We start from the raw sequence: 25,485 nt of genomic DNA on the forward strand, positions 1-25,485 counted from the left end.
AATTCCGCCAGTCCGGCTGGACCTTGCAGCTTGCCCCTGCTTTTGCGGTTTTCCCTGCTGTCTTCGTCTCGTTTGAGGGTGAACCGCGGGGGCATGGCCTGATGTCCATTCCGCATCCGCTGCCCCTGTGTAACCACGGGTTCCCCGGTAAAACAAGGGGAAACTGCCCCTTATGCGGCGTTTTAAGCCGGGACTGGCGGAATTATCGCGCGACATGCTGCCCGAAACACTCAGTCAGACGGGATTTCTGCCCAGAACGACGCGGTCCCTGCCATCAAGATCGGGGTGCACCTGGACATCTTCAAGCCGTGCCCTGCGAAACAATTCGCTCACGGCCCTCCCTTGGGTGGGGCCGATTTCGACCATCAACCGAGCGCCCGGCTCGAGATGCTTGGGCGCCTCCTGGGCGATGGTGCGGTAGGCGGACAGTCCATCCCCTTCATCGGTCAGCGCCATACGCGGTTCGTGAAGCACTTCGGCGGACAGGTCCTGCATCTCGTCAAGCGCGATATAGGGCGGGTTGGAGACGATCAGATCGAACTGCCCGCCCACGCTGTCCAGCCAGTCGCTGTGCAGAAAGGCGGCGCGTTCCAGCACCTCGAATTTGTCGGCATTGGCCTCGGCCACCGTCAGAGCATCCGTCGAGAGGTCGGTGGCGATGCCCATGGCCTCGGGCCGTTCCGCCAGAAGCGTGATCAGGATGCAACCCGATCCGGTGCCCAGGTCCAGAACCTCCGAAAATGGTTCCTGCAGGGCCAGCGCGATCAGCGCCTCGGTGTCCGGGCGCGGGTCCAGAACCTTGTCGCTCACGGTGAAGCGGCGGCCATAGAAATCGCGATAGCCCCGGATATGGGACATGGGCACACCGAGGGACCTTCGCGTGTAGAGCCGCCGCGCCTCTTGGAAATGCTCCGGCGCCACCTCATCCTGCGCCATCAGGGTCAGGCGCGCAGGGTCTATCCCCATGGCATGGGCCAGAAGCATCCGCAGTTCGTTCATGGGCAGGTTGACGCCGTCATAGTCCATTTCGGATTTCAGCGCACGAAGAGCAGTGGTCACGGTCAGGGGTTGGTCGCTCACCCCTCCATCTCCGCCAGCATCCGGGCCTGATCGTCCGAGATCAGCGCGTCGATCAGCTCATCCAGATCGCCCTGCATCACCTGATCGAGCTTGTAGAGCGTCAGATTGATGCGGTGATCGGTGATGCGCCCTTGCGGGAAATTATAGGTGCGGATGCGTTCCGAGCGGTCGCCGGAACCCACCTGCGCCTTGCGATCCGCAGCGCGTTCATCGGCGGCCTTCTGGCGTTCCAGATCGAAAAGCCGGGCGCGCAGGACCGACATGGCAATCTCCCGGTTGCGGTGCTGCGATTTCTCGGAGCTCGTCACCACGATGCCTGACGGAATATGCGTGATCCGCACGGCGGAATCGGTGGTGTTGACATGCTGCCCCCCTGCCCCGCTGGCGCGCATCGTGTCGATGCGGATGTCACCCGCCGGAATGTCGATATCGACCTCTTCGGCCTCGGGCAGCACGGCGACGGTGGCCGCAGAGGTGTGAATGCGCCCGCCCGATTCCGTGGTTGGCACCCGTTGCACCCGATGCACGCCGGATTCGTATTTCAGCCGGGCAAAGACGCCCTCGCCGCTCACATGCGCCACGACCTCCTTGATGCCGCCCAGTTCCGTCAGCTGTTGCTCGATGATCTCCAGCTTCCAGCCGCGCGCGTCGGCGTAGCGTTCATACATGCGCAACAGATCGCCCGCGAACAGCGCTGCCTCGTCGCCGCCGGTGCCGGGACGAATTTCCACCATCGCCGGGCGGGCATCGGCGGAATCCTTGGGCAAAAGCGCAAGCTGAAGGGCTTTTTCGGCCTCGGGCAGCGCGTCGCGCAGCTGCGGCAACTCCTCCTCTGCCAGCTCCGCCATATCGGGATCGTCCAGCATCGCCTCAGCCTCGGCGATGTCGGACAGGATCCGCCGATAGGTGGCGATCTGGTCGACGACAGGCTTCAGGTCGGAATATTCCCGGCTGATCCCCGCGATCTCGTCAGCGGCGGGACCGGCATTGAGCCGCGCTTCGAGAAACTCGAACCGTTCGGTGATCTGGGTCAGGCGGTCTGCGGGCAACATGACAGGCGGTGTGGCGCGGGGCGCGCGCGCCGTCAAGAGCCTAGAGCGGCCTCCAGCCGGTTGATCCATCGCGTGACGCGGGCTGCATTGACCCCTGCATCAGAGTAACCAAAGCGGGATCTGGAAAACACTTCTACCCGCGTTCCATCCCCCTCCGGGCTCAGCCGGATGGAAATCGCGTCAGGAAAGCCCATGATCCGACTGCGCTGCACGTAGGTGACATGGCCGTCTGCTGCACTGCCAGCCAGTCGGGTAACCCGCGGGGCCGTGGCCAAAAGCTGATCAAGGGCTATCGCAACCTCGGCTGGCGATGCGGGCAGGATCAACGCCGGGGCATCGCCATCCCCGTCGCGCATCAGATAGGCATTGGGCCTGTCCGGGCGTGGGGCCGTCGCCGGATCGACATGCCAGCGATCAACCGACATGGGCGAGACCCGGATGTAGATCAGCAGGGCAGCAGGCAGCAGGAGGAACAGGAGAATATAGCGCATGGGACATAGATGGGACGCGGGGTCGGAATGGCAATCCTGACGCAGCGTGAAGGATAAAGCTTGAGGGGATCAAGTCCGGGTAAGGTTAATGCGGGTCTATCCACCGCCTTTCGGCCGGGGGGACAAGCCCGCCCCCCGGTCCAACAGCCGTGGAAAACAGGCGACAGCGGAAGGGTCGAAAGCTCCAGCCGCCTCGGCAGTCGGGCTCAGCGGGAGTGACATCGCAACGCTCATCCCAGGCAGGACAGGGTGGCGCGGGCGATGACCTGTTCTTCATCCGTGGGCAGCACCAGAATAGGCACCTTGCCCGAATGGATAGCACGCGCATTGCGCGCGTTCCGCTCGCCATCCAGGGACAGCCCCAGAAACCCGAGCCCCTCCAGCGCACGCGCCCGGATCGGGGCCGCGTTTTCCCCCACGCCCCCGGTGAAGACCAGAGCATCCAAACCGCCCAGAACAGCCGCCATCGCCCCGATTTCCCGCGCAAGCCGGGCACAGTAATAGGCGATGGCCTCTTCCGCCTCCGGCGCGTCCGAGGCCAGCAATTCCCGCATGTCGTGGCTGATCCCGGACAGCCCCAGCATCCCGCTTTCCTTGTAAAGAAGCCGGGTCAGGTCCTCATAGCCCATGCCCTCTTCTTTCATCAGATACAGCAGCACGCCGGGATCGACCTGACCGGGCCGGGTGCCCATGCACAGCCCCTCCAGCGCCGAAAACCCCATGGTCGATGAGATCGAGCGACCGTTATCAATCCCCGCCAGGGACGCGCCATTGCCCAGATGCGCCACGATGACCTTGCCGCGCGCCAGATCGGGGGCGTCCCGCGCCATCAGCCCGGCGATGTAGTCATAGCTCAGCCCGTGAAAGCCATAGCGGCGCACGCCCTGTTCATAGTACCGGCGCGGCAGGGCAAATTGGTCATGCACCCGCGGATGGCCGCGATGAAAGGCGGTGTCGAACGCCCCCACCTGAATCGCGTCCGGAAAGGCCGCGCGCGCGGCATGGACGGCGGCAAGGTTGTGCGGCTGGTGAAGCGGTGCAAGCGGTTGCAGCGTGGCCAGATGGTCCAGTAGGGCGGTATCCAGCACGCGCGGGCCGTCTATATCTGGGCCGCCATGCACGATCCGATGCCCGACCCCCAGAACCGGGCGCCCGGACAGCAGCGGATCCAGCGCGGTCAGGATCGCGGTCACCCCCGTCACATGGTCGGTGCGGCCAAGCGCTGTGACACTTTTGTCTCCGCCCTCCGGCTTAAGGACCAGCCGCGCCTCGGGGCCGATGGCGTCGACCATGCCGGACGCCTCCAACACGGGCGTGTCCCCTGCCCCGTAGAGCGCGAATTTGATGGAGCTGGACCCGGCATTGAGGGTCAGGATCACGCCGGTCATTTTAGGCTTTCCGCATAGAGTGCAGCCACCGCGCAAGAGGCCAGCCGCGCCTTGTCGTCATCGGCGCGGCTGTTCAGGATCACCGGCACCTGCGCCCCCATCACCACGCCCGCAGCTTCGGCATGGGCAAGGAAGCTCAGTTCCTTGGCAATCATGTTGCCCGCTTCCATGTTGGGGGCCAGCAGGATGTCGGCATGGCCCGCCACCAGCCCGGTGATGCCCTTGGTGCGCGCCGCCTCAAGGTTAATGGCGTTGTCCATGGCAAGCGGCCCGTCGACCAGCCCGCCGGTGATCTGGCCCCGGTCGGCCATTTTCGACAGTACGGCCGCATCCAGCGTCGAGGGGATCGAGGGCGTCACTGTTTCCACCGCCGACAGCACCCCCACCTTGGGCTGTGCAATGCCAAGCGACAGGGCAAGATCAATCGCGTTCTGGCAGATCGACACCTTGCAATCGAGATCGGGCGCGATGTTGATCGCCGCATCGGTCACGAACAGAAGATGATCGAGCCCCGGCACATCCATCACGAAGACATGGCTGAGGCGGCGATTGGTGCGCAGGCCGCCTTCTTTCTTCAGGATCGCATGGAGCAACTGATCGGTATGCAGATGCCCCTTCATCAGCGCCTTGGCCCGGCCCTCATGGATCAACGCCACGGCACGCAAGGCGGCGGCCCGGTTGTCGGGCACGTCGATGATCTCGATCCCCGTCAGATCCGCGCCCAGTTCTTCCGCCGCAACGGCGATTTTCCTGGCGCAGCCCACAAGGATCGGGTCGATCAGTGTATGGCCCCGCGCCAGAAGCGCCCCGTTCAGCGCATCGGGCTTTTCCGGGGCCACAACGGCGGTGGCCAGAGCGGGCAGAGGGGCGGCCAGTTCCAGCAGCCGGTCGAAATGCTGGTGTCGCTGCACCGTGAGCGCGGGCACGTCCATGTCATCGAAGCTCATCGGGCGGTCCGGCGCAACGACTTCGGCCGTGCCCTCGCAGATGCGCAAGCCGTCATCGCGTTCCACCCATGTCTCGAAACACACGACATTGCCCGGCAGCTTTTCCGCCACCCGCACTTTGGCCACCAGCGTCTCGCCCGCGTGGGCGCGGTCGAGAAAGGTCAGGGTCTGGCGTTTGTACAGCGTCCCCGGCCCCGGCAGCTGGTTGCCCAGAACGGAGGAGATCAACGCCCCCACCCACATGCCCGGCGCAATCGCCTCGGGCCGTCCGTCGCCATCGCCATCCTCTCGCGGCAGATGCATCGGGTTATGATTGCCGCTGGAATTGGCGAAGACGTAGAGATCATCGGCGGTGACCAGCCGAGGGGAGGCAGCCTCCATTCCCACCTTGAGCGACTCGTAAGGGGTGTTGGAGAGCGTGGTCATGGGGCTGACCTCCGGGCAGAAGCGCACACGAGGAGGGGAGCCTCGCGACTCAGGCGCATGGTGACGATATGGCGGCCATGAAACAGGATCATGACGCAAGGCGACAGGGCCAGACTCATGCCCCCACTGGGGCCAGTTTGACGCCTTCCGCCTCCAGCCCCGCACGCACCGCACGGGCAATTTGCAGTGCGGTCTCATTGTCGCCATGCAGGCAGATCGTGTCGACGCGCGACGGGATCACCTTGCCCGATTCCGCGATGATCGCGCCCGCCTTGACCATCTCGACCATGCGTTTCGCGGCCCGGTCCGCGTCATGGATCACCGCGCCGGGCAGGCTGCGGTCAACGAGCGTCGCGTCGTCGTTATAGGCCCGGTCGGCAAAGATCTCGCCCGCGTAGTTGGCCCCGAGTGCCTTCACAGCCGGTTCCTGCGCGGTCGAGGCCAGAACGAAGATGATCACATCGGGATCGACCGACAGCGCCGCCTCATAGCAGGCGCGCGCCATCTCCTCATCCTCGGAGCACATATTGCTGAGCGCCCCGTGCAGCTTGAAATGCCGCACCTCGGCCCCAAGCGCCTTTGCCATACCCCGGATCGCCCCGAACTGATAGCGGATCGCATTTTGCAGGTCTTCGCGCCCCATATGCATGCGGCGGCGGCCAAAGCCCTGCAGGTCGGGAAAGCCCGGATGCGCGCCGATGCCGACGCCGTTGGCCTGTGCCACCTTGATCGTCTCGGCCATCACGCTCGGGTCACCCGCATGGAACCCGCAAGCCACATTGGCCGAGGTCACGACCTTCAGCACCTCGGCATCATTGCCCATGGGCCAGGGGCCAAAGCTTTCGCCCATATCGGCGTTCAGATCGACGCGGATGGTCATGGCTCAGATCTCCTCTTCATGGGCATCATGATGGGCGGAAATCACGCCGCCCACCAGCTGATAGGATAACAGGTCGGAAATGTCACCGGGGTGGCGCACCCGGGGCTGCACGCGGGAAGGAAGCGATTTCAGGTGTTTAACAAGCGACGTTCGCGCGGACAGCGCAACGTCCAGCGTCACGAACCGAAAGCGGATCGGGCTGCCCGGTGCCGCTTGCGCGACCTTGGTCAGATCGGCGCTGATCACGGTCGCGATGCGGGGATAGCCCCCCATGGACTGGCATTCATTGAGCAGCACGAAAGGCGAGCCGTCACCGATCACCTGCACATCGCCGGGCACGATGATCTCCGACAGGATCGCCAGATGCGCATCCGAGGAAAAGCCCGGGCCCTCATGGCCCATTCGCGCTCCCATGCGGCTGGCGCGGGCATCCTTTTGAAAGGCCGTGGTTTCCAGACGGGCGAGCGTATCGGTGTCGAATTGATCGGTCTGCACCGAGGGGAGGATACGGATTTCGCCGCCCGAAAAGCGATCATCGGCGGCAATCATCATACCCCCCGCATCGGGTGCAGGACGACAGGTCAGCCGGTCGCCTGCCTGCAAACGCCCGCCGATCCCGCCAGAGATATGGGCGGACCGCGCACCGAGGATCTCTGCCGCGTCTAGCCCCGCAATGCTGAGATAGCCATAGCTGCCCTTAAGCGCCCCACCGATTTTCAGCGTCGCGCCACGCGGCAACACATGGCTGCCAGACCAGTGAAGGCGCACCCCCTCGATCTCCGCCGTCATCGGCGCGCCAGTCAGGGCGATCAGCAGATCCGCACCCTCGGCGCGGAAGGTGCCCCCTGCCCCGGCCATCTCGATGGCCAGCGCCCGGTCCGGATCAGACCGCAAGAGCGCCGCCCCTTCTGCCAGCGCCTGCGGATCCATCGCACCGCCGCGCGACAATCCCTTGGACAGAAGCCCCGGCCGGCCCGCATCCTGCAGGGACAGCCCCGGCCCGGCGGACAGGATCTGTAGCGCCGCGCTCATGGCAGGGCCTCGCAACTTGCCATCATCCGACCGGCTTCCACCCCGGCCCAGGCATCCTCGAAGGCCGAAGCCGTGACCGGCTGAAACAGGATCTCGTCGCCCGCGGTCAGGGGAAAGGGCTGCTCCGCCTGCTGGCCGAACACGTCAATCGCCGCCCGCCCGATCCAGCGCCACCCGGTCTGGGTGCCGACGGGGAACAGAACCAACTGGCGGATCGCCAAGGCCAGACCGCCTGCCGGCACATGCGGATTCAATTCTGTTTTCCGAGGAATATCAAACATCTCCGGCAATTGGCCCAGATAGGGCATCCCCGGTGAGAATCCGATGGTCAGCACCCGAACCGGTGTCTGGGCAATCTGCGCGACCGCATCATCCGGCGACAGCCCGGCCATGCTGGCCGCCTCTTCCAGTTGTGGGCCATGATCCCCCCCGAACACAGTGGGCACGCGCCACAGCTTGCGTCCATGAGGCAAGGGCACGCCATACCAGTCACTGCTTTTCAGCAGGTCGCTCAGAGCGGTTTCGAGCGCGTCATGGCTCAGCCGGACCGGGTCGAACCGAAGGAACACCGATTTCAGCGACGTGGCGCTTTCCTCGACACCGTCCCACGCGGCGGCCTCGACGGCCGCCCGGAACGCCAGCGTCGCGGCATTGACGGCCATCGACAGGCGATCACCGAATTCGACCAGAAGGCCCGCCTCGCCCATCCGGTGGAGCCGGGGAAACCCGCTTTGTTGTTCTTTGCCACCCATGGCTTGACTGTCCCTCATGGTCCGCGGCCATGGTGCGGCCCCTGCGGAGTGGTTGCAAGGCCCGGACGAGTGATTTTCCTGCGCCGCTGCACCCGGCCATCGGTCAGACGCATTCGCTCTTGTATCCGGCCCTGCAATTTCATATCGAGTGCCCCGTGCCGGTCTAGCTCAGCTGGTAGAGCGTCTGATTTGTAATCAGGGGGTCGGGGGTTCGAGTCCCTCGACCGGCACCATAAAATCCCAGAATATTGTTTGTTTCCAATTTTCTACTCAGAATTATAGAAAATCCAATCATTCAGCTGTTCACCTTGTGACATTTCCAAACCGGGAGACACCCGTCGCCAGACTATGGCGTCTCCTGAATCACATCATCGAAGCTTGCCGACGCTGAACGAAGATTTTCTATGATCTCTTCAGCTAGCACCTCCGGTTCCGGCAAGGTGTCGAGATCCGTCATGGACGCATCTCGAAGCCAGACAGATCGAGGCTCGCCTTGTCGCGCGCAAGCAGCTCTTCCCGGTCAAAGGCACGCCACCGCCCATCTGGCGTCATTTCGATCCATCTCGATCTGCGCTCAAAGCGGTTTTCGGGATTGGAGCAAGACAGGAAGTTTTCGAGATGGGCGAAGGTAAGGCGCTTCTGCTTCAACGTGTGATGCACGTTCGTCCGGTAGTCGTCGCACCAGACATCGGAGGTCTGCGGATCGGGGCTGGCGGCGCGGTTGTCGAAGAAGATCACATGCGCATTTCCACAATCGAAAACGATCCGAGCCAGTTGCTCGTCGTAACAGAGCGTAACGGGGAGATCGTCGGAACACTGCAACTCAGCTTCCTGCATGGCCTCGTACGAAAGGCCGCGCGGTATGCCACTGGCAGAGGCGCGCGCAGATCCTCGCGCAGTTCACCCAGCGGATCGTCTGCCAGCAGACCGACGATCTCGAACAGATCGGTCTCAAACGCCTGGCGAAAGGTCAGCGGTTCTTCGGTCACGGCCGTCTCCTTCGAAACCTGCGGCGGGACCGGGGAGACCGACCCCGCCCGAACCCGGTCACACCTGTCCGGCGACTATGACGGTCGCACCAAGGTAGCCGATCGCGGCAGCCAGCGCGGCGACCCAGCGTAGATGGTTCCAGCGGGTCCAGTCGCGCGTGTAGGTGGTCCAATAGGCACGTGCGTCAGCGCTCCGGTGCTGCATGCGGTCGAGGCGCTGGTTCATAGGCACGTTCTTGCGGGCGGTGATCGCCATGACGCCGACGATGTAAGACCCGGCAGCACCAACAAGCCAAAGCGCCACGTCAAGTCCCACAAGGAAGATACCGGCGACGGCGAGCAGGATCGAGACAATGGTCAGCCCGATGAGGAGCGTCATGAACAGCGACCGATAGACCTCACGGTTGATTATCTGCATCGCTTCGATCCCGGCTGCGGGCTCGGCGCGGGCAAGCGCGCGCATCACGAAATCGGAAAAGGTGAGAAACACCCCGGCGACGAGGCCTGTGGCCAGCGTTGCGGCAATGAGGCTGATTTCAAAGAGTTGTTCGATCATGGGTCTGTCTCCTCGTGGAGTATTGGGTTGGAATTGGCGGCAGCGCGGAGAGGCGGGCCACGCCGCCGTGGCAGGTTCAGCGCGCAGGTTTCGCGGTGGAAAAGCCGGGCGTCGGCAGCCGGAGGCGGCGACGAAAGGCTGCGAGGCAGAGCACGGCGATGACCAGTTCGACGACGAGAGCGGCGATTATGCTGCCCGACGGCATCCCGTCCATCGCGAGCCCGACCAGCCGCCCAGCCGGGAAAGCGATGAAGACGGTCAGGGCCGCCGCCATGCCAATCGGCAGGAGCGCGTGCCGCCAGATGCCGAGCAGCATCAGCAGGCCGAAACTCGCGAGACCGGCCCCGGGGGCGCGCAATTCGCTCAGCAGGCTGGCGTCTTCGCCGAGCGTGATGCCGTAGCTGGTATAGAAGGCGTGCGGCGCGAACAGGATGAAAGCGCCGATGATGAGCGCGGTAAGGCCGGAAAGGCCGAGCGCGATCTTCTCGAACGTGGTGGATCTCATGTCAAATTCCCTTTCAATGGGTGATGTCAGGCGGCGCGTTTCCAAGCGCCAGTTCGGGCTGCCGCACGGGCGAAATCGGCAAAGTCGCGGGGCGGCCGCCCGAGCGCGCGCATCACGCCGTCCGTGGTGTGGGCATTGCGTCCGTCCAGTGTCTCGCGTGCGATGGCAGTGAACACGTCGGCCACGAAGGCACCGCCAGCCTCGGAAATGGTCGCATGGAATTCGTCGAAGCTGATGGGGATATGCCGGATCTCGCGCCCGGTGGCTTGCGAGAGGTCTGCTGCCATGTCTGCGAAGGACATCAGCCGCGGGCCTGTCAGCTCGTAGAGCTCGCCTTTGTGGCCCTCTTCGGTCAGCGCCGCGACCGCGACATCGGCAATGTCATCGATATCGATGATAGGCTCGGCGACATCGCCGCCGGGCATCGGAAGGATGCCGGCCAGAACGGGATCGCGCAGATAGCCTTCAGAGAAGTTCTGTGCGAACCACGCGGCCCGGACGATGGTGAAGTCGACGCCGGAATTGCGCACAACCTCTTCGCCCAGCCGCGCATGATGTTCGCCGCGCCCGGACAGCAGCACGAGGTGCTCGACATCCATGTCGCGCGCAGTCTCGCAAAGGGATTCGAGTTTTTCCACGGCCCCGGGGAACGCCAGGTCAGGGAAGTAGGTGACATAGGCCGCACGTGCCCCGCGCAGGGCTGGCGCCCAAGTCTGGGGGGCCTCCCAATCGAAGGGCGTTATGGAGCTTCGCGAGCCGCTCCGCACAGGCAGGCCAAGCGCTTCGAGGCGGCTGGCGACGCGGCGGCCGGTCTTTCCGGTTGCGCCAATGACGAGGGTCGGTTGATCTTTCATGGGGTATCTCCCTGACTTCGGTTTCGGTAGCCAAGGGATACAAGCGTGGGTGCCGCGTGGTATTGACCGGCTTTGCCAGCCTTTTGACCGACCTCGCCAATGCGCCCGTCAGCGGCGCACAGTATGTTTACGGTAGGCCGCGGGCGTCATACCCACCCAGCGCTTGAACGCGCGGGTAAAGGCGCTCTGCTCGGAGAAACCGGTGAGGAACGCGATTTCGGCTAGTGAATGGCTCTCGTCGCGCAAGAGCCCCTCGGCAAGGTCGCGGCGGGTGTCTTCGGTGAGGCTCTGAAAGGTCGCTCCGTGTTCGGAGAGGCGCCGGTGGAAGGATCTTGCACTGAGCCCGAGGCTGCGGGCAATATCAGTCATCTTCGGCGCCCCCCCGCTGAGGGCCTGGGCGATTGCGGCTTTCGCCTGTGTGACAAGCGCGGGCTCCCGGATGATCTCGGACAGTTCCGCGTCAAGATGCGTGGCGAGGTATTGCGAGATCCCCTCGTCCCCAAGGATGTTGGGCCGCGCCAGCGTCTCATCGGCATAGAGGATCGCGTCGAGTTCCGCTCCGAAGCGTACCGGACAGCCGAACCAGTCCTCGTGCGCGGCGACCCTGCGCGGCGCGGGATGCCGGACCAGCACTTCCACGGGCACAAGCGGCACCGGGCAAACCTGCCTTGCAAGGGACACGGCGCTGGCCAGCGTGGCCTCGTTCGACAGCCGCATCCCGAGGCGTCGCTCGCCCTCTCGGTGCAGGATGAAAAGCGTGCCCCCGTTCGCTGGTCGCAGTTCGTATTCGACAACGCTGGTCCAAAGTCGCGCATAGCGTTCGATCCGCGCGTAGGACGCCCCGAGCGTCGTCGCCGCCTTGAAGGCCAGCCCGAGCGCGCCGTATTCGTCGAGCCGCATGGACGCGCCCGTGCGCACCGGCAGGTCGGTCGCATCTATCTGCTCAGCGATTTTTTCGAGCATGTCGTAGTAGCTCTCGGCCGGGATCATCTGCCCGGTATCCCAGGGGGCTTCGGGGGCGATCCCAACGCTTTGCAGCAGCGTCGCAGCATCGATCCCGCCACCCGCCACGGCGACCACCTTGCGCGCGAAGAGCGATGTGACATAGTCCATGCCAAGCATTCTACGATGCGCGCGACGAACCGCCAAGCTTGCGGCAGATCCGGATGCGCGGCTAACTGGATGATCTTGTATAACCTTCCATCCAGCCTGCAAATGCTGCGAAGGACTGCTTTCGCCCGATCCGCGGGATGCCGACGACGGCTCTGACCTGACCTTCATCAAGAAGTCCATTGCCGCGGCGCGGATGCCCTGAAGCGGTCCTCAGGGAAAGGATAGTGGCCACAAACAAATCACTCTCTCTTCCGTGTCGCCACCGATCCGGCCAGCAGGCCGCCCTCGTTATTAAGGTCGGCTCCGCTCAAGGAACGCATTGTCTTGGAGACAAGTCATCGACCTTGGAGAAGGCGGACATGGGTTGATGCCTTCAGTTCCGAGAAGGACCCGCGGCGTGTAGAGCCGCGCGCAGAACGGCAGCCCGACCGCCTGCGTCAGGCGCCGCGTATCCGCCGATGCCGCGTCCAACCTGAGAGCAGGATCAGGCAGAATGCGCCCTCGGCCAGAATGGTCACACCATAGGCGGGGGCGAAGGCGTCGAACAAGATAGGCGCGAAGAAGCGCAGCGCACTGCCGGTCAGGTAGACGAGCCCGGCCAGCGCGACCCCTGCGCCGATCACGCGCGGGAACAGGCCCGACAGCCAGATGAGGTAGCCGGTCAGCAGGCTGTTGATGCCAAAAAAGACCAGCCCGAGGTCATAGCCATGGGCGTGCAGGGTCAGTGCGTGGAGCGCCATCGCCTCGGCCTCGGGGGTGGAAAGGCCGGGCACGCCCGTTATCAGCAGAAGCGCGGATTGCATGTGCATCAGGTTCATGGCGATCATCACGGACTGGATCAGCCGAAACACCATCGCAGCCAGCGCCAGCACCGGTGCGACCGGACGGAAGATGATGTAGAGCAGGATCGCCAGCGCCGCATCTGCGGCAGCCATGAGGATATCTGCCGCGATGGCCAGGCGGAACGTGCCGACCGCATTTCGAATGGCGCTCGCGGTGGCGGATGGGTCGCCGAAGTCGACAAGTGGGCCGCGGAACAGCATCTCTGCACTGAGTCCGCAGACGATGATCAGCAGGTAAAGCAGCCCGGCGAGGCGGAGGGCGGCGGCGGGGGATCGGCTGGAATGCGTCATGCTTGGGTTTCCTTGTTTTGGCCGGTGTCAGGCTGCTTTGGCCGATGCATGGGCGCCATGGTCGGCGCCGGGGTGCTATCGCGCGCGAGGATGGCCGGGGCTTCGCGGAGGAAGGCGGGATCGTTCGCCTATTGCGCCACCGGCGCACACTCATTGGGCTGACCGCCGGGTTTGGGCTTCGAGTGGATGAGGGTCACTGTCACGGCTGTGGAAGACCGGCAGGCAAGGCTTCTGGGGACGCGGGTGGCTTGCACCGCAGCAAGTTCAGAAAGCCCGCGCCTGCTTTCCTATCCTGAACAATCATGGCCAGGCGCTTGCTGCCTTGTCAGCCAGTTTGGCCGACAGAAGGCGGAGCTTGTCTCCGAACATCATGTCCAGCGAGAACGCGATCGGCAGGGCGATCAGAATGCTTTGTCCCCAGACCTGCAGCCACGACCATGAGACTCCGAGTTCAAGGAGGCTGAACACACCTGACAGGGCCACCGACATGAAAGACGACATGACTAGGGAGCCCGAAAGCCTTTGAAGGTGCCGACGATCCAGCATCTCAAGCGACCTCCTGCAGGGCCAGGGCCTCGGCCGCGGCGGTCAGGGCGGCCAGTGCGTTTGGCTCCGTGATGCGCCCGGTCTCGGCATCGAAGACGTCGTGGAAGTTGGCAACGGAAACCGCCGCCTTCAGATCCACCCCGAAGAACCGGGCCGAGCCTTTGGCCGACGCCAGCACGCTGCCCGCGCCCCCGGGACCCGGTGAGGTCGACAGGAAGATTGTCGGCTTGCCCTGGAACACTTTCTGATCGATCCGGCTCGCCCAGTCGAAGAGGTTCTTGTAGGCGGCGGAATAGGATCCGTTGTGTTCCGCGAAGGAGGCGATCACCGCGTCGGCTTCCCCGATCTTGTTGAAGAACGCTTTTGCAGATTGGGGTTTGCCGATCTCTTTTTCGAGATCCTCGCTGAAGATCGGCAGGTCGTAGTCACTTAGATCCAGGACCTCGATCTCGGCATTGGGGACCAACTGGGCAGTAAACTGCGCCAAGGTCTTGTTGATGGAGGTCTTGCCGTTGCTTGCACCGAAAGCCAGGATTTTCATGGGTATTCTCCTATTTGGATCGGAGGATTGATTTGAATAAGGCCATCACGAGGCGGCATCCGCTTTGCGTTTCCGTAGGTCGGGAAGCGCCGCCTCGTTCTGCCGGGATTTGCCACCGGGCGTGGCCTTGACTGTACTCACGCCGCCTTGTCTGCAGGCACTGCGCTGGCCCGGACCTGGCCGACCAGCATCGCCCAATCCATGTCGAGAGCTCCATAGACCTCACCGGCCACCGGGCGGGCATTGTCGGCAAGGATCTCAACCATCAGGCTTGCCCCGTCAGCGACGACCACGCCCGCCTGCGACAGGCGCAGCAGCCCGGTTTCCCGCTTGGTCTGGTTGAACGTACCCGATGCGTCCATCGCCACGTAGGCGTTGTAGCCCTTGCGCTGCGCGGTCATTGCAGGGAAAGCGGCGCAAACCTCGAGTGAGACACCAGCAAAGATCAGGTTCTGCTTGCCTGTCGCCTCAATCGCCGCGACCACGCGCGGATCATCCCAGGCGTTGACCGAGGTCCGGTCGATGAACTCGTGGCCGGGCAGCGCCGCGACCAGCTCGGGAAAGGCGGGCCCCCAGAGCGTCTCGGCCGAGGTGGTGGTGGTCACGATCGGCAGCCCGAGGGCCTTGGCGGCCTTGGCCAGCCACACGACATTGTGCTTGAGTTCCGCGACCGGATAGTCGCGCACGCCGGTCATCAGGCCGACCTGGTGGTCGACCAGAACAAGCGCGGTGTTGTCTGCCGTCAGGGGTTCAGGATTGATAAAGGTCATTGGAATTTCCTCTTTGCCTTGATGGGTTGGTTGGGGTTTCTGTTCAGGGTGAAGGGGGGCTCAGTCGATGGCGCCCAGTTTGCCGGCAGCATGGGCGGCGATGACGGCCTCCAATTGATCCGCGTCACGCATCGCGAAGGGGCCCTTCTGCACGAAGGGTTCGCGCAAGGGGGTGCCGCCAAGCAGGACCGCTTGGCCGCCATCGCGACTCAGCAGGCGGATCTCCTTTGCGCCATGCGTGGCCAGCGCCGTGTCGCTGCTCAGCCGGTGGCGGGTTCCGTCGATCTCGACCTCGACCTCGCCTCGGATGAGGTGCAGCCAGGCGGCGTCTCCGGGATCGGCGCGATGGGTGAAATTTCCCCCTGCCTGCAGCGAAATATCGAGGATCGTGAGCGGCAAGGCGGGCGGGGTCGCGCCGACGACGCCGTTGCTCTGGCCGGTCATCACCCGCACCCGATGGCCCGGGCCTTCGATCACCGGCATCTCGGCGGCGGCGACCTGGCGCGCACTGGGTGCGTCCAGCTTCTGCGCTGCGGGCAGGTTCACAAAGATCTGCAGGGCGTGGGTGCGCGAACCTGGCGTAGGCGCCTCGTCATGCACCGCACCGCGGGCGGCCTTCAGCCAGTAGAGATCACCCGGGGCCAGTTCAATGTCGTTGCCTAGCGAGTCACGGTTGCGAAAGCTGCCGGTGCTGTCCTCGAAAAGCACGCTCACCGCCGAGAGCCCGGCATGCGCGTGGGGCGCGAAGGTCGGCTCGGTCATGGTGAAATGGTCGACCATGATCAGCGGATCCATCAGCCCGTCAAGCTGGCGGTGGATGAAGCTGAGCGCTTCGAAGCCCGTGCCCCGGCTCATCTTCTCCCCGTGCTGGACCGCGGTGATCGCGGCCAGGGACATGTCGGTCCGAGCTTTGTGTTGAACAGTCATGTTCGCCTCCTTTTGCTGGTATTGAACCTACTGTCGGAACGAAGCGTCGAAAATCCGTTGATCTCGGAACCCTTCGTTCTGTATTTGGAACGTACCTCGTGAGCGAAAGGGACGGCGCATGGACCTCAATCAAGCCTACTACCTCGTGCATGTCGTTGAGAAACAGGGCTTCTCGGCAGCGGCTCGGGCTTTGGGAATCCCCAAGTCGCGGATCAGCCGGCAGGTGAAGACCCTTGAGGAGTCCCTAGGAATGCGCCTCCTCAACCGGGATTCGAGACAGATGTCGCTGACTGAAGCGGGCGAAGCCTATTACCGCCATGCCAAGATGGCCCTGGACTGCATGGTGGCCGCCGAAGCGGCGGTGCGAAAAGACAAGGACGCGTTGGAGGGCACCGTCACCGTATCCTGCTCGGTCGGGGTCGCGCAGTTCGCGCTCAGCCGGATCGTCCCGCGATTTCTGGCCGAGAACCCGCGTGTCGTCCTGCGTCTTCAGGCCTCGAACGAGTATGCCGACATGATCGGCGATGGCATCGACCTGGCCATCCGGGGCCATGCCAGCCTGCTTCCAGACTCCGGGCTGATCCAGCGGCGCATCACTGAAACCCCCTGGCATCTGTTCGGTTCACCCGACCTTGCGCAACAGGTAGGGGTCGCGGTCACTCCCTCAGACCTCGAAGGCCTGCCCGGACTTGCGCTCGGCTGGCGTCCCGAAGGCAATTCCTGGTCGCTGCAGGGGCCTGATGGAAGGACCGCATCGGTGCCATATGCCGCGCGTCTGCGCAGCGATGACATGGCTACCCTCAAACAGGCGGCCGCAGAAGGACTCGGCGTCGTGGCCCTGCCGGCCTATGTCTGCGCCGAGGATGTCGCGGCAGGGCGACTGACCCGACTGCTTCCAGACTGGACCGCTGGTTTGCCGGAAATCAGCCTTCTGATGCACGAACGACGAGGCAACCCGCCTCAGGTCGATGCCTTCGCCGCCTTCCTGCGCCGCGAATTGCCGGATGTCATGAGCGGTGGCGGCAACGGGTAGCGACCCGCCTCACGTGTCGATCATGCAGATGCTGGTGCGGGTGGGGGCGGCTGAAGGTCCGCTTTCGCAATCGGGCCGAGTGGCGCTCGCTTTTGCGGCGAAGGTCCGGAAGCCGCCCTTGGTGGAGCGTGTGGGCGTAGGGAGCGAACGGCTCAGACCTACCATTGGCTTAGAGGCCGAGCGCTGCGGTGCTGCTTCACGAGACCGGCCATTCGAAAATAGTGCAGCGTTTTCGAAGGGTGGAGGTCGGCTATGCGGGACGAAGCGGCCATTCGCCTCGAATCCATGCGACCTATTTGGGACTTCTTGAGACAGATTGAGCAGAGCGCTTCACTCTACAAACCATCTGCCCCCGAAGCCTTGGTCCAGATGGACCCGAGGCCAATCCATGTGCCAGCAATCAAACCGGACCAGTCAGATTTGGCTATCCACCGTTCTTGCGGCTTGGAACCTCTTTCCTTTCTTCCTTGGCAACATCACGCTGGCTGTTGTTGTAACGCCGATCTTCAATTCGTCTCGCGCCAGTCTTGTCTGGCCGATGCTGTTCCATAGGCAACTGATCACTCCAATCGAGCCGGATGCGTAGCCATTCGATACCGTCGTGGTGATTGCTGTGGTCTGGTGGAAGCGGAAGGCCATGCTGCGATGCGAAGGCGCTACGACTGATGTTACTCCCTCTGATGCAACACCGTTTCGATGAAGCGCAGTGCATGATCCGCTACAATCCCGGGCAGGTCGCCTTCCAGGTCGTGGCCCATCCCTTCGATCTCGACCATCAGCGCGCCGGGCACACGTCGGGCGATATCGCGCCCATGATCACATGGCAGGAGCGCATCGTCCGTGCCGTGGATCACCATGAAGGGGACGGAGATTTCCTCGATCCGGGCGAGGTCGGGTTCCGAGGCTTCGATTGCCTGGTACTGCCGCACGACTCCTTCGGGGCGGAAGGCGCGGTCCCAGCACTGCCCGATTTGTTCCGCCCGCGCTTGGGCGTCGAAGGGCCATCGCGGGCTTTGCCAGAGCCGGCCGGTCTGTAACTCGTGGGCGATGACGTCCTCTCGTCGCCCGCTCGGAGCCGACGATAGAAGTGCTGCCTGCACCTCGGGCGAGGCCTTCGAAAGGTAGGCCGCGCGGCTCGATGACATCACCGCGATCCCGCTCAGAAGCCTCCCGGGATGCTTCAGCGCTATGATCTGGAGGATCATACCCCCCATCGACATGCCCAATACATGCGCCTGTCTTAAGCCGAGCGCCTCGATCAGACCGACCGTATCGTCGGCCATGTCCGACAGCGTATAGCCCTCGGACCCATCACATACCTGCGACAATCCGGCGTCTCGGTTGTCGAATGTCACGACATGACAGCCTCCCGCCACCAGGTCGGTGATCAGCCGCGCGGGCCACTGGATCAGCTGCGAACCGAGACCGCGGACGAGGACCAGTGGCACCCCGCCCGGATCACCGTGCCGCTCCACCTCCAGCGTGATACCGTTCGCTCGCACCTGCACCATTCAGCTTCCCCTGCGCTCGTCATGTCCTGTAGTGAGGCATCTCCGTGTCGAGACGCCGGCGGATCGCGTGCCATTCCAACGCGCCCTCGTAGCCGTACCAGTCGCTCGCCGCCATGTCTGCCAAGTGTCGCTCCTGCTCCGACTCGGGTATAGTGCGTAGCGTGGCGCCACCCGCAGCTGACTTCTGCACCTCCAACTGCACGGCGCAAGCCTGGTCAAGGTAGAAGGATCGGAAGAAGGCCTCGCCTGCATCGCGGCCGAAAACGAAGGCACCGTGCCATGCCTCGACGATCATCTTCTTCCCGATGCCTGCCTTCAGAAGGCCCGACAGGAAATCCTCTGTGCACTCGAATTCGTAGTCGGTGTAGCCAATCACGTCTCCCCCTCCGATCATCAGGTAGGCTTGGCTGTAAGGACCGACCCCCTCGGTTTGCGCACTGACACCCATGATCGCCTTGGTATGGATATGCATGATGCAGTTTGTTGCTGGATCAGCTTCGAAGAAAAGCTTGCCGATCTTAGTGGCCGAGGGGTTTGGCGCTCCGTTCTCAGGATTGTGGTTAGTGCGATCGAAGCCGACCTTGATCAGGTTCGAAGCCGTCACCTCGTCGTGCATCCAGCCGTAATGGTGGGTCAGCAACGCCTCTTCGCCCGGCACCCGCACGGCATGCCACTGGTTCGTCAGGTCTGTCAGTCGGTATTTCACAAGCGCATTGTAGATCGCCGCAAGGTCCTGCCGGGCCTCCCATTCGGCGTCGCTGCAATTGGCTGGCCGCCCGGTCAGCGGCGTGGGTGTCATTACTGTCATGATGCATCTCCCAAAGCGATTGAGCCCGCGCCATATTATGCGCATCCTGCAACCCGACTATCCTTGAACAACCCATTTCTATCCGTGAACGTCCCATGCCCCATGTTTGCTTCATACTGCACCCTCGGTTCCAGATGCTCGCCTATGTCTTTGCTTGCGAAACGCTTCGCATCGCCAACAAGCGGGCAAGCCGAGGTATTTTCACCTGGGAAACGCGCACGGCTACCGCAGAGCCGGTGGAAGCCTCAAACGGCCGCCTCGTGGAGCCTGACGTGCGCGGTTGGATGGACGGGAAGCGGTGCGATCTCCTCTTGGTGCTGGCAGGCTACGAACCGCTTGCCCTGCGCCCCCACGGCCTTGGTCAATTTCTGCGCCGGGCGGCTGGAGCGGGTGCCATTCTCGGCGGAATCGACACCGGCGTCGCGGTGCTCGCCTCCTTTGACCTGCTGAAAGGGCACAGCGTCGTCGTGCATCATGAAGCAGAACCCGGCTTTCGCGAAACCTGGCCCGAAATTGACGTCATCGACGCGATTTACCACTTCGACGGGCGGCGGCTGTCATCGGCGGGAGGCACAGCGACTGGCGATGCGATGCTCGGTTGGATCGCCTCGGAGATGGGCGCGACGTTCGCCGACGAAGTGGCCGAGGACATGATTCACGGCTCACTCAGGCCCGCCGCGCAAAGCCAGCGTCCCCTTGATACGATGGATCCAACCCTGCAAGCCATGCGCGCACTGATGCTTGCCCACATTGAAGACCCGATGCCGATCCGGGAGATCGCGCGACAGCTGGCGGTCAGCGAAAAGCGTCTGCGGGCACTCTGCCGCTCCGTGTTGCGGCGCAGCCCGTCGGAGTATTACCTTTCCCTCAGGCTTCAGCACGCGCGGGCGCTTCTTTCCACGACGCGGCTGCCGATCACCGAGATCGCGGTCGCGACTGGTTTCGGTTCTCATGCAGGATTTAGCCGCACCTATCGGAAGGAAATGGGGACGCGCCCGCGTGATGTTCGTTTACGATAGGCCGCGATCTGGCGAGACTATGTTTGACTACCAAGTTGAATGAACACTGAGAATTCACATCGCCTCCCGAGCCAAGTTCAAGTTTTGCTGATGGATCGAACATTATTTTGTGGTCAATCGGCAAGTGTCGGCACGGAGCTCGGCTGCCTTAAGGTCGCATCCAACTTGTCGGCTTCTAGGCCATCGGTGTTGGCACCGAAGTGCTGCACAGCCACTCTGACGGTCCATTGCGGACCGCCACGCAAGGTGCGGCAGAACATCTGCTCGCAGCGCCTCTAATGTAGCTGTCCGGCCATACCTCGCCCGGTTCGACACTTTGTGGCCGTGATGGCACAAATGAAACCGGCAGCGGATGCAATCAACACCGAGCAGGAGTACCATTCCAAGGTGACGATCTTGGCAGGGAAAGCAACTCATGGGGCGCCCAATCCCCACGGAACGGTCTTAACTTACCGAGTGATTTCTTGGCCTAACCAACCTTGACCTGATCAAGCCAATTTTGCCGCCCAAACCTCGATTTCGACCTTGAATTCGGGTCTGGTGAATCCGGAAACGATCAGGAGAGTCGAACTGGGAAGCCTGTCCGCTGCGCCGACGAACGCGTCGCGTGCGCGCATGTATTCGGGAAAGAAATCACGGTCGGTCACATAAGCCGAGATGTGCGCTACGTCGGATGGCTCCATCCCTCCCTGAGCAAGGATTTCCCGGATATTCGAGAAGCAGATGACGGCCTGATCGTAGGCACTTTCAGGAACCGAATCATCGGGTCCGATTCCCAACTGACCAGAGGTCCTGATCAGCCGCGACCCGGCGGGAATCTCTGTTCCATGAGCATAGGCACCGAACGGCGCACGGATGCAATCTGGTGTTAACGCCTTCATTTCCAATTTCTTTCTTTGCCCAAGAAAAAATCTTGCCAGATGCGAAGGCTTCTGGAAACCTTAATGTACATCTCTGGCACAGATCATTCTCAGGGCCACGCGAAACCAGTTCCTTCAAGGGGGAAGTCATGGACCAGCGTGTGCTATTGGTGCGCCATGGGGATGAGCCGGCGGATGATCGGGTCGTGTCCTGGTGCAAGGCCGCCGGGTATGAGATCGAAACGTGCAAGCCGTTCAAGGGCGAGCCTCTGCCGAAGCGCGCCGATGGCTATGCCGCGACAGTGATCTACGGCGGCATGTTCAATGTCTACGAGACGGACCGTCACCCCTTCCTGAACGACGAATACGCCTGGATCGAGGCCAGCCTTGCGGCCGACATTCCGCTGCTTGGCATCTGCCAGGGCTGCCAGCAGATCGCCTATCACCTCGGGGCATGGGCCGGACCGCGCGAGCGAGAGATATTCGAGTTCGGCTACTACGAGGTGCAGCCGACCCAGGAGGCCGGAGATTTCCTTAACCGGCCGCTGACCGTCACCCAGGCGCACTACCATACGTTCGACCTGCCGAAAGGGGCGGTCCGGCTGGCGGGCAATGAGAACTACGAGAACCAGGCCTTTCGCTACGGCGACAAGGTTTACGGTGTGCAGTTTCACCCCGAGGTCACGCAGACCGGCTTCCGACGCTGGCAGCAGAACAAGGAAGATGTCTATGCCCGCCCCGGCGTGCAATCGCGCGAGCAGCAACTGGCGCTGATGGCGCAGCATGACGCCGCGCAGGCAGCGTGGTTCACCGGTTTTCTGGATACCCTGATCGGGAGGGCATTGTGACCGTTCAAGGCTACTGGGCCGATCTGCCCTCACCCGCCTTTCGCAACCTCCCCGCTGATACGGTGGCGGTATTGCGGCTTGGCGCGACGGAACAGCACGGGCCGCACCTGCCGCTATCGGTGGACAGCGACCTGATCGACGCCGTGTCCACGCGGATGCTGGCGGCTCTCGGGCCAGAGCAATCCGTGCTTGTCCTTCCGACACTGACCGTCACCAAGAGTGATGAGCACATCGCCTTTCCCGGCACGCTGACGCTGTCTGCCGAAACCCTGCTGTCGGTTCTGCGCGATATCGGGGCTTCGATTTCGGCCGCGGGGGTTCAGCGGCTGGTTCTCTTTAACGGCCACGGCGGCAACAGCGCGCTGTTGCAGGTGGCGGCACGGGATCTGCGGCGAACACATAACCTGATTGTCGTGGTCTGTTCCTTGGGCGGGTTCACGGACTGGCAGGCGCATTACGATGCCGATGCCTATGCGCAGGACATTCACGCCGGCGACAGCGAAACCTCGGCCATGCTGGCGATCCGGCCAGAGCGGGTGGACATGACGCAAGCGCAGGATTTCAGGCCTGCGATGGCGGATTGGGAGAAGGACTTTCCCCAAATCGGCCTCGGCGGGAAACCCGCCAATCCCGGCTGGCTCGCGCAGGATCTGCACCCGCTCGGGGCCTGTGGAAATGCTACTGCGGCGACGGCTGAGAAAGGTGCACATCTGCTCGACAGCGCGGGGCGGGCCTTCGCGGCCTTCCTCGCGGATTTTGCGCGGTTCGATCATCGCAGAGGGGCGCCATGACTCGCGAGGATCGGTTCACATCGCGCATTCCGGGCGTCCTTGTGCCCCGAAGCCTGCTGGCCGACCCCGACCGGTTTGGGGGGCGGTCGACCGGGGATTGCCTGTCTGGGGACTTGCTCATCATGGACGGACAGGCTGTTGCGCTGGAGGCCTCGGATGCGCCCGCGACTCGGATGGTCCTGCCGCGCCTGACGGAACCGCATGTGCATCTGGACAAGTGCCACAGTATCGACCGGATGCAGGGCGTTGGCGGGGATTTGCACGCCGCCATCATGGCTCAACGCGCCGACAAGGCAACATGGACCGAGGACAACATCCGCCTGCGCGCAACCCGGGGGCTTGCGGAGCTGATCGCTGCGGGCTGCGGTGCGGTGCGCAGTCATGTCGATTGGGGTGATGGCGAGGAGCCCGACCAGCCCCCCATGGCTTGGCACGTCCTGGGGGCGCTGGCCGAGGAGAGCCGAGCTGTCCTTCAACGCGCTGCGCTGACCGGGGCCGACCGGATGGCTGATCCCGACTATGCCCGGCGCTGTGCACGGCGGGTGGCACATGATGGCGCGGTTCTTGGAACCTTCGTTTTCGACCAGCCGGACCGGGCGGCGGGTATCGCCAATTGCTTCCGCGAAGCTGATAGGCTTGGCCTGGCGCTCGATTTCCACGTCGACGAGGGGCTGAAACCGGGCCTAGACGGGCTGGAGATGATCGCCGACGCGGCCCTCGAAACCGGCTTCGAGGGGCCCGTGCTCTGTGGACACGCATGCAGCCTTGCCAATCAGAGCGAAAACGATCTCGCCCGGATCACAGACAAACTCGCACGTGCCGGGATTGCCGTTGCCGCGTTGCCTCAAACAAACCTCTACCTGCAGGGCCGCCGCGCTGGCACGCCTGACCGGCGCGGGATCACGCGGGTCAGGGAATTGCAGGCCGCCGGGGTGTGCGTGGTCATGGGCGCGGACAACGTGCGCGACGCCTTCTGTCCCATCGGGCGGCACGACCCGATCGGGGTGCTGTCGCTCGGCGTCTTGGCCGCCCATCTCGACCCGCCCTTCGGGGATCACCTTCCCATGATCACCACCAATGCGCGTCGCGCCTTGGGACTGGCGCCCCAGACCGTCGACGGGGCCGCCATCGGGGATCTTCTGCTGTTCGACGCCTCCTCGACCTCGGATCTGCTGAGCGGCACGGCCCGCCCGCGTCCGCTGGCTGAAACGATTGGAACCCGCCCATGACCGACACGATTGAGAAACCGCAAGCCGACTGGAGCGAGGTCGCCGCAGCGCTGGCCCCGGTCGAAATCATCGACGAGCCAGTGCTGGTCAAGAAACGCAGCCGCGATTTCTTCTGGTATTCACCGATCCTCAACGCGCAGTTGCGCCGCTGTTTCGGCGATCTCGTCGCGCAGCCAAAGACACGCGAGGAAATGGCGCACTGCCTTGCCGTCGCTTACGCCCGCGACCTGCCGGTTGTGTTGCGTGGGGGCGGAACCGGGAACTACGGGCAGGCGGTGCCGCTGAAGGGCGGGTTGATCATCGAGACTACGGGTATGAACCGGATTCTCGAAATCGGCGAGGGCTACGTTCGGGTCGAGGCAGGCGCGCTCATGGCTGACATCAACGCCGCGCTGATCCCCCAGGGATGGGAAATGGCCATGTTCCCTTCGACCCAGGACATTGCCACCATCGGTGGTTTCGTCGCGGGCGGCAGCGGTGGCATCGGGTCCATCGCCAACGGGGCCCTGCGCGAGAAGGGCAACATCCTCCAGCTCAAGGCGCTGTCTGTCGAGGCCGACCCGCTCGAACATGTCTTCGACGCGGAAGAGGCCCTGCAGATTCACCATGCCTGGGGTCTGAACGGGGCGATCACCGAGGTGACCCTGCGCACCGTCCCCACCCGTGACTGGGTGGGCTGCATGGCGAGTTTCGACGACTACCGTGCCGCCTACGAGGCGGGATATGCGCTGGCCATCAGCGACAGCATCGGCCGCAAGTTGTGTTCGGTCGTGGATGCCCGCATTGCAGGCTATTTTCCCAAGCTGGAGGGCCACATCCAGGCCGGGCGCGACCTGCTGGTCACGCTGGTCCCGCGCGAAGACATGGCAGCGTTTCGCGATCTGGTCGCGGCGCAGGGCGGCACGCTCGACCTGGCGATGACCGAAGAAGAGCGCGCCGAAAAGGGTGTGCCCCATGTCTTCGAGTTCGCCTACAACCATACCACCTTGCAGGTACTCAAGGCCGACCGCTCGGCCACCTACCAGCAGCTCGGCGTGCCCGATCCGGCCGATGCCGACGCCGTGGTCAGCGTCGCCGAGGCGATTGGTGACGATGTCTGGCATCACCATGAATTTGCGCGCCTCGACGGCGCGGTCATGACCGCAGATCTCCCCATCATCTGGTTCAAGGACGAAGCGCGCCTGCGCGAGATCGACGGAATCTATGCCTCCCACGGGTTCACCGTCTGGGATGCCCACACCTTCCATGTCGAGGGCGGCGGGTTGAAGAACGCCGATTACCGCCACCTCGCCTGGAAGAAACGCATGGACCCCAAGGGACTGCTGAATCCCGGCAAGTCACAGGTCTGGGAAACGGTCCGCCACCTGACGGCGGACGAAATCGAAGCAAAGGCCAAGGACTGAC

The 25,485-nt window shown here is 63.5% G+C and carries 29 protein-coding genes and 1 tRNA gene; 7 read left to right on the top strand and 23 right to left on the bottom strand.

Translation table 11 applies throughout. The annotated features are described in order from the left end of the window. Positions 1-234: 234 nt before the first annotated feature. The 8 genes from prmC to EP237_RS06620 form a co-directional block, all read right to left on the bottom strand. Positions 235-1,080 carry a peptide chain release factor N(5)-glutamine methyltransferase gene (gene prmC / locus EP237_RS06585; RefSeq protein WP_240661546.1) on the bottom strand — a complete coding sequence of 282 codons (846 nt, stop codon included), beginning with the start codon at positions 1,078-1,080 and terminating at the stop codon, positions 235-237. Further along, entirely contained in the window at positions 1,077-2,132 is a 1,056-nt protein-coding gene (gene prfA, locus EP237_RS06590) for a peptide chain release factor 1 (RefSeq protein ID WP_127559333.1), read from the bottom strand. The genes prmC and prfA overlap by 4 nt, the downstream gene beginning before the upstream one ends. Before the next feature lie 32 nt (positions 2,133-2,164). After that, positions 2,165-2,623 (bottom strand): DUF1499 domain-containing protein, encoded by a 459-nt coding sequence (locus EP237_RS06595; protein WP_127559335.1) that lies wholly within the window; start codon positions 2,621-2,623, stop codon positions 2,165-2,167. Positions 2,624-2,853: 230 nt separating this feature from the next. Then, a complete protein-coding gene (locus EP237_RS06600; protein WP_127559337.1) occupies positions 2,854-4,011 on the bottom strand; it encodes an acetate/propionate family kinase in 1,158 nt (385 codons plus the stop codon). Then, positions 4,008-5,384 (bottom strand): bifunctional enoyl-CoA hydratase/phosphate acetyltransferase, encoded by a 1,377-nt coding sequence (locus EP237_RS06605; protein ID WP_127559339.1) that lies wholly within the window; start codon positions 5,382-5,384, stop codon positions 4,008-4,010. The genes EP237_RS06600 and EP237_RS06605 overlap by 4 nt, the downstream gene beginning before the upstream one ends. A gap of 115 nt (positions 5,385-5,499) precedes the next feature. Next, positions 5,500-6,264 (bottom strand): LamB/YcsF family protein, encoded by a 765-nt coding sequence (locus EP237_RS06610; protein WP_127559341.1) that lies wholly within the window; start codon positions 6,262-6,264, stop codon positions 5,500-5,502. A gap of 3 nt (positions 6,265-6,267) precedes the next feature. Further along, the gene (locus EP237_RS06615; RefSeq protein ID WP_127559343.1) at positions 6,268-7,296 is read right to left on the bottom strand and encodes a 5-oxoprolinase subunit C family protein; all 1,029 of its coding nucleotides are present in this window, start codon (positions 7,294-7,296) and stop codon (positions 6,268-6,270) included. After that, complete coding sequence (locus tag EP237_RS06620; protein ID WP_127559344.1) at positions 7,293-8,048, bottom strand: 5-oxoprolinase subunit B family protein; 756 nt, start codon at positions 8,046-8,048, stop codon at positions 7,293-7,295. Before EP237_RS06620 ends, EP237_RS06615 begins: the two co-directional genes overlap by 4 nt. Before the next feature lie 157 nt (positions 8,049-8,205). Here EP237_RS06620 and EP237_RS06625 point away from each other — a divergent pair. After that, positions 8,206-8,281: transfer RNA gene (locus tag EP237_RS06625), tRNA-Thr, on the top strand. A 220-nt stretch (positions 8,282-8,501) separates the two neighbouring features. Here the strand turns inward: EP237_RS06625 and EP237_RS06630 are convergent. The 11 genes from EP237_RS06630 to EP237_RS06680 all read right to left on the bottom strand — a co-directional run bounded on the left by EP237_RS06630 (position 8,502) and on the right by EP237_RS06680 (position 15,982). Further along, positions 8,502-8,786, bottom strand: a complete 285-nt coding sequence (locus EP237_RS06630; RefSeq protein ID WP_127559346.1) for a hypothetical protein — start codon at positions 8,784-8,786, stop codon at positions 8,502-8,504. Further along, positions 8,783-9,037 carry a hypothetical protein gene (locus EP237_RS06635; RefSeq protein ID WP_127559348.1) on the bottom strand — a complete coding sequence of 85 codons (255 nt, stop codon included), beginning with the start codon at positions 9,035-9,037 and terminating at the stop codon, positions 8,783-8,785. Before EP237_RS06635 ends, EP237_RS06630 begins: the two co-directional genes overlap by 4 nt. A gap of 58 nt (positions 9,038-9,095) precedes the next feature. Beyond that, the gene (locus EP237_RS06640; protein ID WP_127559350.1) at positions 9,096-9,593 is read right to left on the bottom strand and encodes an anthrone oxygenase family protein; all 498 of its coding nucleotides are present in this window, start codon (positions 9,591-9,593) and stop codon (positions 9,096-9,098) included. Between the two features lie 76 nt (positions 9,594-9,669). Further along, positions 9,670-10,098, bottom strand: a complete 429-nt coding sequence (locus tag EP237_RS06645) for a DUF4345 domain-containing protein (protein WP_127559352.1) — start codon at positions 10,096-10,098, stop codon at positions 9,670-9,672. A 26-nt stretch (positions 10,099-10,124) separates the two neighbouring features. After that, a complete protein-coding gene (locus EP237_RS06650; protein ID WP_127559354.1) occupies positions 10,125-10,952 on the bottom strand; it encodes a Rossmann-fold NAD(P)-binding domain-containing protein in 828 nt (275 codons plus the stop codon). A 108-nt stretch (positions 10,953-11,060) separates the two neighbouring features. Next, entirely contained in the window at positions 11,061-12,065 is a 1,005-nt protein-coding gene (locus tag EP237_RS06655) for an AraC family transcriptional regulator (RefSeq protein WP_127559356.1), read from the bottom strand. A gap of 437 nt (positions 12,066-12,502) precedes the next feature. Further along, entirely contained in the window at positions 12,503-13,198 is a 696-nt protein-coding gene (locus EP237_RS06660) for a DUF4386 domain-containing protein (protein ID WP_127559358.1), read from the bottom strand. A gap of 300 nt (positions 13,199-13,498) precedes the next feature. Beyond that, positions 13,499-13,744 (bottom strand): DUF2798 domain-containing protein, encoded by a 246-nt coding sequence (locus tag EP237_RS06665; protein WP_206052255.1) that lies wholly within the window; start codon positions 13,742-13,744, stop codon positions 13,499-13,501. Between the two features lies 1 nt (position 13,745). Continuing rightward, entirely contained in the window at positions 13,746-14,285 is a 540-nt protein-coding gene (locus EP237_RS06670; RefSeq protein WP_127559360.1) for an NADPH-dependent FMN reductase, read from the bottom strand. Between the two features lie 137 nt (positions 14,286-14,422). Further along, on the bottom strand, positions 14,423-15,055 hold the full coding sequence (locus EP237_RS06675) for an isochorismatase family protein (RefSeq protein ID WP_127559362.1): 633 nt from the start codon (positions 15,053-15,055) through the stop codon (positions 14,423-14,425). Between the two features lie 60 nt (positions 15,056-15,115). After that, positions 15,116-15,982 carry a pirin family protein gene (locus EP237_RS06680; protein WP_127559364.1) on the bottom strand — a complete coding sequence of 289 codons (867 nt, stop codon included), beginning with the start codon at positions 15,980-15,982 and terminating at the stop codon, positions 15,116-15,118. A gap of 118 nt (positions 15,983-16,100) precedes the next feature. On the opposite strand from EP237_RS06680, the gene EP237_RS06685 reads away from it, so the two are divergent. After that, on the top strand, positions 16,101-17,015 hold the full coding sequence (locus EP237_RS06685; protein WP_127559366.1) for a LysR substrate-binding domain-containing protein: 915 nt from the start codon (positions 16,101-16,103) through the stop codon (positions 17,013-17,015). Positions 17,016-17,429: 414 nt separating this feature from the next. Here the strand turns inward: EP237_RS06685 and EP237_RS23075 are convergent, their stop codons facing one another. From EP237_RS23075 to EP237_RS06695, 3 genes are read right to left on the bottom strand one after another with little or no spacing between them, the layout of a single operon-like run. Beyond that, positions 17,430-17,654, bottom strand: a complete 225-nt coding sequence (locus tag EP237_RS23075) for a hypothetical protein (protein ID WP_164744640.1) — start codon at positions 17,652-17,654, stop codon at positions 17,430-17,432. Between the two features lie 29 nt (positions 17,655-17,683). Next, positions 17,684-18,526, bottom strand: coding sequence for an alpha/beta fold hydrolase (locus tag EP237_RS06690; RefSeq protein ID WP_127559368.1), 843 nt, complete (start codon positions 18,524-18,526; stop codon positions 17,684-17,686). A gap of 19 nt (positions 18,527-18,545) precedes the next feature. Then, positions 18,546-19,334 (bottom strand): class II aldolase/adducin family protein, encoded by a 789-nt coding sequence (locus tag EP237_RS06695; RefSeq protein ID WP_127559370.1) that lies wholly within the window; start codon positions 19,332-19,334, stop codon positions 18,546-18,548. A 134-nt stretch (positions 19,335-19,468) separates the two neighbouring features. Between EP237_RS06695 and EP237_RS06700 the strand changes: the two genes are divergently transcribed. Further along, positions 19,469-20,353 (top strand): GlxA family transcriptional regulator, encoded by an 885-nt coding sequence (locus tag EP237_RS06700; protein WP_240661548.1) that lies wholly within the window; start codon positions 19,469-19,471, stop codon positions 20,351-20,353. A gap of 488 nt (positions 20,354-20,841) precedes the next feature. Here EP237_RS06700 and EP237_RS06705 read toward each other — a convergent pair whose 3' ends face one another. Beyond that, positions 20,842-21,234, bottom strand: coding sequence for a RidA family protein (locus EP237_RS06705; RefSeq protein WP_127559374.1), 393 nt, complete (start codon positions 21,232-21,234; stop codon positions 20,842-20,844). Positions 21,235-21,362: 128 nt separating this feature from the next. On the opposite strand from EP237_RS06705, the gene EP237_RS06710 reads away from it, so the two are divergent. From EP237_RS06710 to EP237_RS06725, 4 genes are read left to right on the top strand one after another with little or no spacing between them, the layout of a single operon-like run. Continuing rightward, positions 21,363-22,061 carry a glutamine amidotransferase-related protein gene (locus EP237_RS06710; protein ID WP_127559376.1) on the top strand — a complete coding sequence of 233 codons (699 nt, stop codon included), beginning with the start codon at positions 21,363-21,365 and terminating at the stop codon, positions 22,059-22,061. After that, complete coding sequence (locus EP237_RS06715; protein WP_127559378.1) at positions 22,058-22,852, top strand: creatininase family protein; 795 nt, start codon at positions 22,058-22,060, stop codon at positions 22,850-22,852. Before EP237_RS06710 ends, EP237_RS06715 begins: the two co-directional genes overlap by 4 nt. Beyond that, positions 22,849-24,081, top strand: coding sequence for an amidohydrolase family protein (locus EP237_RS06720; protein WP_127559380.1), 1,233 nt, complete (start codon positions 22,849-22,851; stop codon positions 24,079-24,081). Before EP237_RS06715 ends, EP237_RS06720 begins: the two co-directional genes overlap by 4 nt. Further along, complete coding sequence (locus tag EP237_RS06725) at positions 24,078-25,484, top strand: FAD-binding oxidoreductase (RefSeq protein ID WP_127559382.1); 1,407 nt, start codon at positions 24,078-24,080, stop codon at positions 25,482-25,484. Before EP237_RS06720 ends, EP237_RS06725 begins: the two co-directional genes overlap by 4 nt. The last annotated feature ends 1 nt before the right edge of the window (position 25,485 follow it).

This window comes from Nioella ostreopsis, from assembly GCF_004000255.1.
Classification (GTDB): domain Bacteria; phylum Pseudomonadota; class Alphaproteobacteria; order Rhodobacterales; family Rhodobacteraceae; genus Nioella; species Nioella ostreopsis.

Excerpts from the sequence above, each read along its gene's own strand:
- EP237_RS06620 (WP_127559344.1), bottom strand. The coding sequence starts at position 8,048 with ATGGGTGGCAAAGAACAACAAAGCGGGTTTCCCCGGCTCCACCGGATG.
- EP237_RS06670 (WP_127559360.1), bottom strand. The coding sequence starts at position 14,285 with ATGAAAATCCTGGCTTTCGGTGCAAGCAACGGCAAGACCTCCATCAAC.
- EP237_RS06695 (WP_127559370.1), bottom strand. The coding sequence starts at position 19,334 with ATGACAGTAATGACACCCACGCCGCTGACCGGGCGGCCAGCCAATTGC.
- EP237_RS06680 (WP_127559364.1), bottom strand. The coding sequence starts at position 15,982 with ATGACTGTTCAACACAAAGCTCGGACCGACATGTCCCTGGCCGCGATC.
- EP237_RS06650 (WP_127559354.1), bottom strand. The coding sequence starts at position 10,952 with ATGAAAGATCAACCGACCCTCGTCATTGGCGCAACCGGAAAGACCGGC.
- EP237_RS06615 (WP_127559343.1), bottom strand. The coding sequence starts at position 7,296 with ATGAGCGCGGCGCTACAGATCCTGTCCGCCGGGCCGGGGCTGTCCCTG.
- EP237_RS06660 (WP_127559358.1), bottom strand. The coding sequence starts at position 13,198 with ATGACGCATTCCAGCCGATCCCCCGCCGCCGCCCTCCGCCTCGCCGGG.
- EP237_RS06710 (WP_127559376.1), top strand. The coding sequence starts at position 21,363 with ATGGACCAGCGTGTGCTATTGGTGCGCCATGGGGATGAGCCGGCGGAT.
- EP237_RS06720 (WP_127559380.1), top strand. The coding sequence starts at position 22,849 with ATGACTCGCGAGGATCGGTTCACATCGCGCATTCCGGGCGTCCTTGTG.
- EP237_RS06610 (WP_127559341.1), bottom strand. The coding sequence starts at position 6,264 with ATGACCATCCGCGTCGATCTGAACGCCGATATGGGCGAAAGCTTTGGC.
- prfA (WP_127559333.1), bottom strand. The coding sequence starts at position 2,132 with ATGTTGCCCGCAGACCGCCTGACCCAGATCACCGAACGGTTCGAGTTT.
- EP237_RS06605 (WP_127559339.1), bottom strand. The coding sequence starts at position 5,384 with ATGACCACGCTCTCCAACACCCCTTACGAGTCGCTCAAGGTGGGAATG.
- EP237_RS06725 (WP_127559382.1), top strand. The coding sequence starts at position 24,078 with ATGACCGACACGATTGAGAAACCGCAAGCCGACTGGAGCGAGGTCGCC.
- EP237_RS06595 (WP_127559335.1), bottom strand. The coding sequence starts at position 2,623 with ATGCGCTATATTCTCCTGTTCCTCCTGCTGCCTGCTGCCCTGCTGATC.
- EP237_RS06640 (WP_127559350.1), bottom strand. The coding sequence starts at position 9,593 with ATGATCGAACAACTCTTTGAAATCAGCCTCATTGCCGCAACGCTGGCC.
- EP237_RS06600 (WP_127559337.1), bottom strand. The coding sequence starts at position 4,011 with ATGACCGGCGTGATCCTGACCCTCAATGCCGGGTCCAGCTCCATCAAA.
- EP237_RS06665 (WP_206052255.1), bottom strand. The coding sequence starts at position 13,744 with ATGCTGGATCGTCGGCACCTTCAAAGGCTTTCGGGCTCCCTAGTCATG.
- EP237_RS23075 (WP_164744640.1), bottom strand. The coding sequence starts at position 17,654 with ATGGCCTTCCGCTTCCACCAGACCACAGCAATCACCACGACGGTATCG.
- EP237_RS06690 (WP_127559368.1), bottom strand. The coding sequence starts at position 18,526 with ATGGTGCAGGTGCGAGCGAACGGTATCACGCTGGAGGTGGAGCGGCAC.
- EP237_RS06655 (WP_127559356.1), bottom strand. The coding sequence starts at position 12,065 with ATGGACTATGTCACATCGCTCTTCGCGCGCAAGGTGGTCGCCGTGGCG.
- EP237_RS06700 (WP_240661548.1), top strand. The coding sequence starts at position 19,469 with ATGCTCGCCTATGTCTTTGCTTGCGAAACGCTTCGCATCGCCAACAAG.
- EP237_RS06705 (WP_127559374.1), bottom strand. The coding sequence starts at position 21,234 with ATGAAGGCGTTAACACCAGATTGCATCCGTGCGCCGTTCGGTGCCTAT.
- EP237_RS06675 (WP_127559362.1), bottom strand. The coding sequence starts at position 15,055 with ATGACCTTTATCAATCCTGAACCCCTGACGGCAGACAACACCGCGCTT.
- EP237_RS06685 (WP_127559366.1), top strand. The coding sequence starts at position 16,101 with ATGGACCTCAATCAAGCCTACTACCTCGTGCATGTCGTTGAGAAACAG.
- EP237_RS06645 (WP_127559352.1), bottom strand. The coding sequence starts at position 10,098 with ATGAGATCCACCACGTTCGAGAAGATCGCGCTCGGCCTTTCCGGCCTT.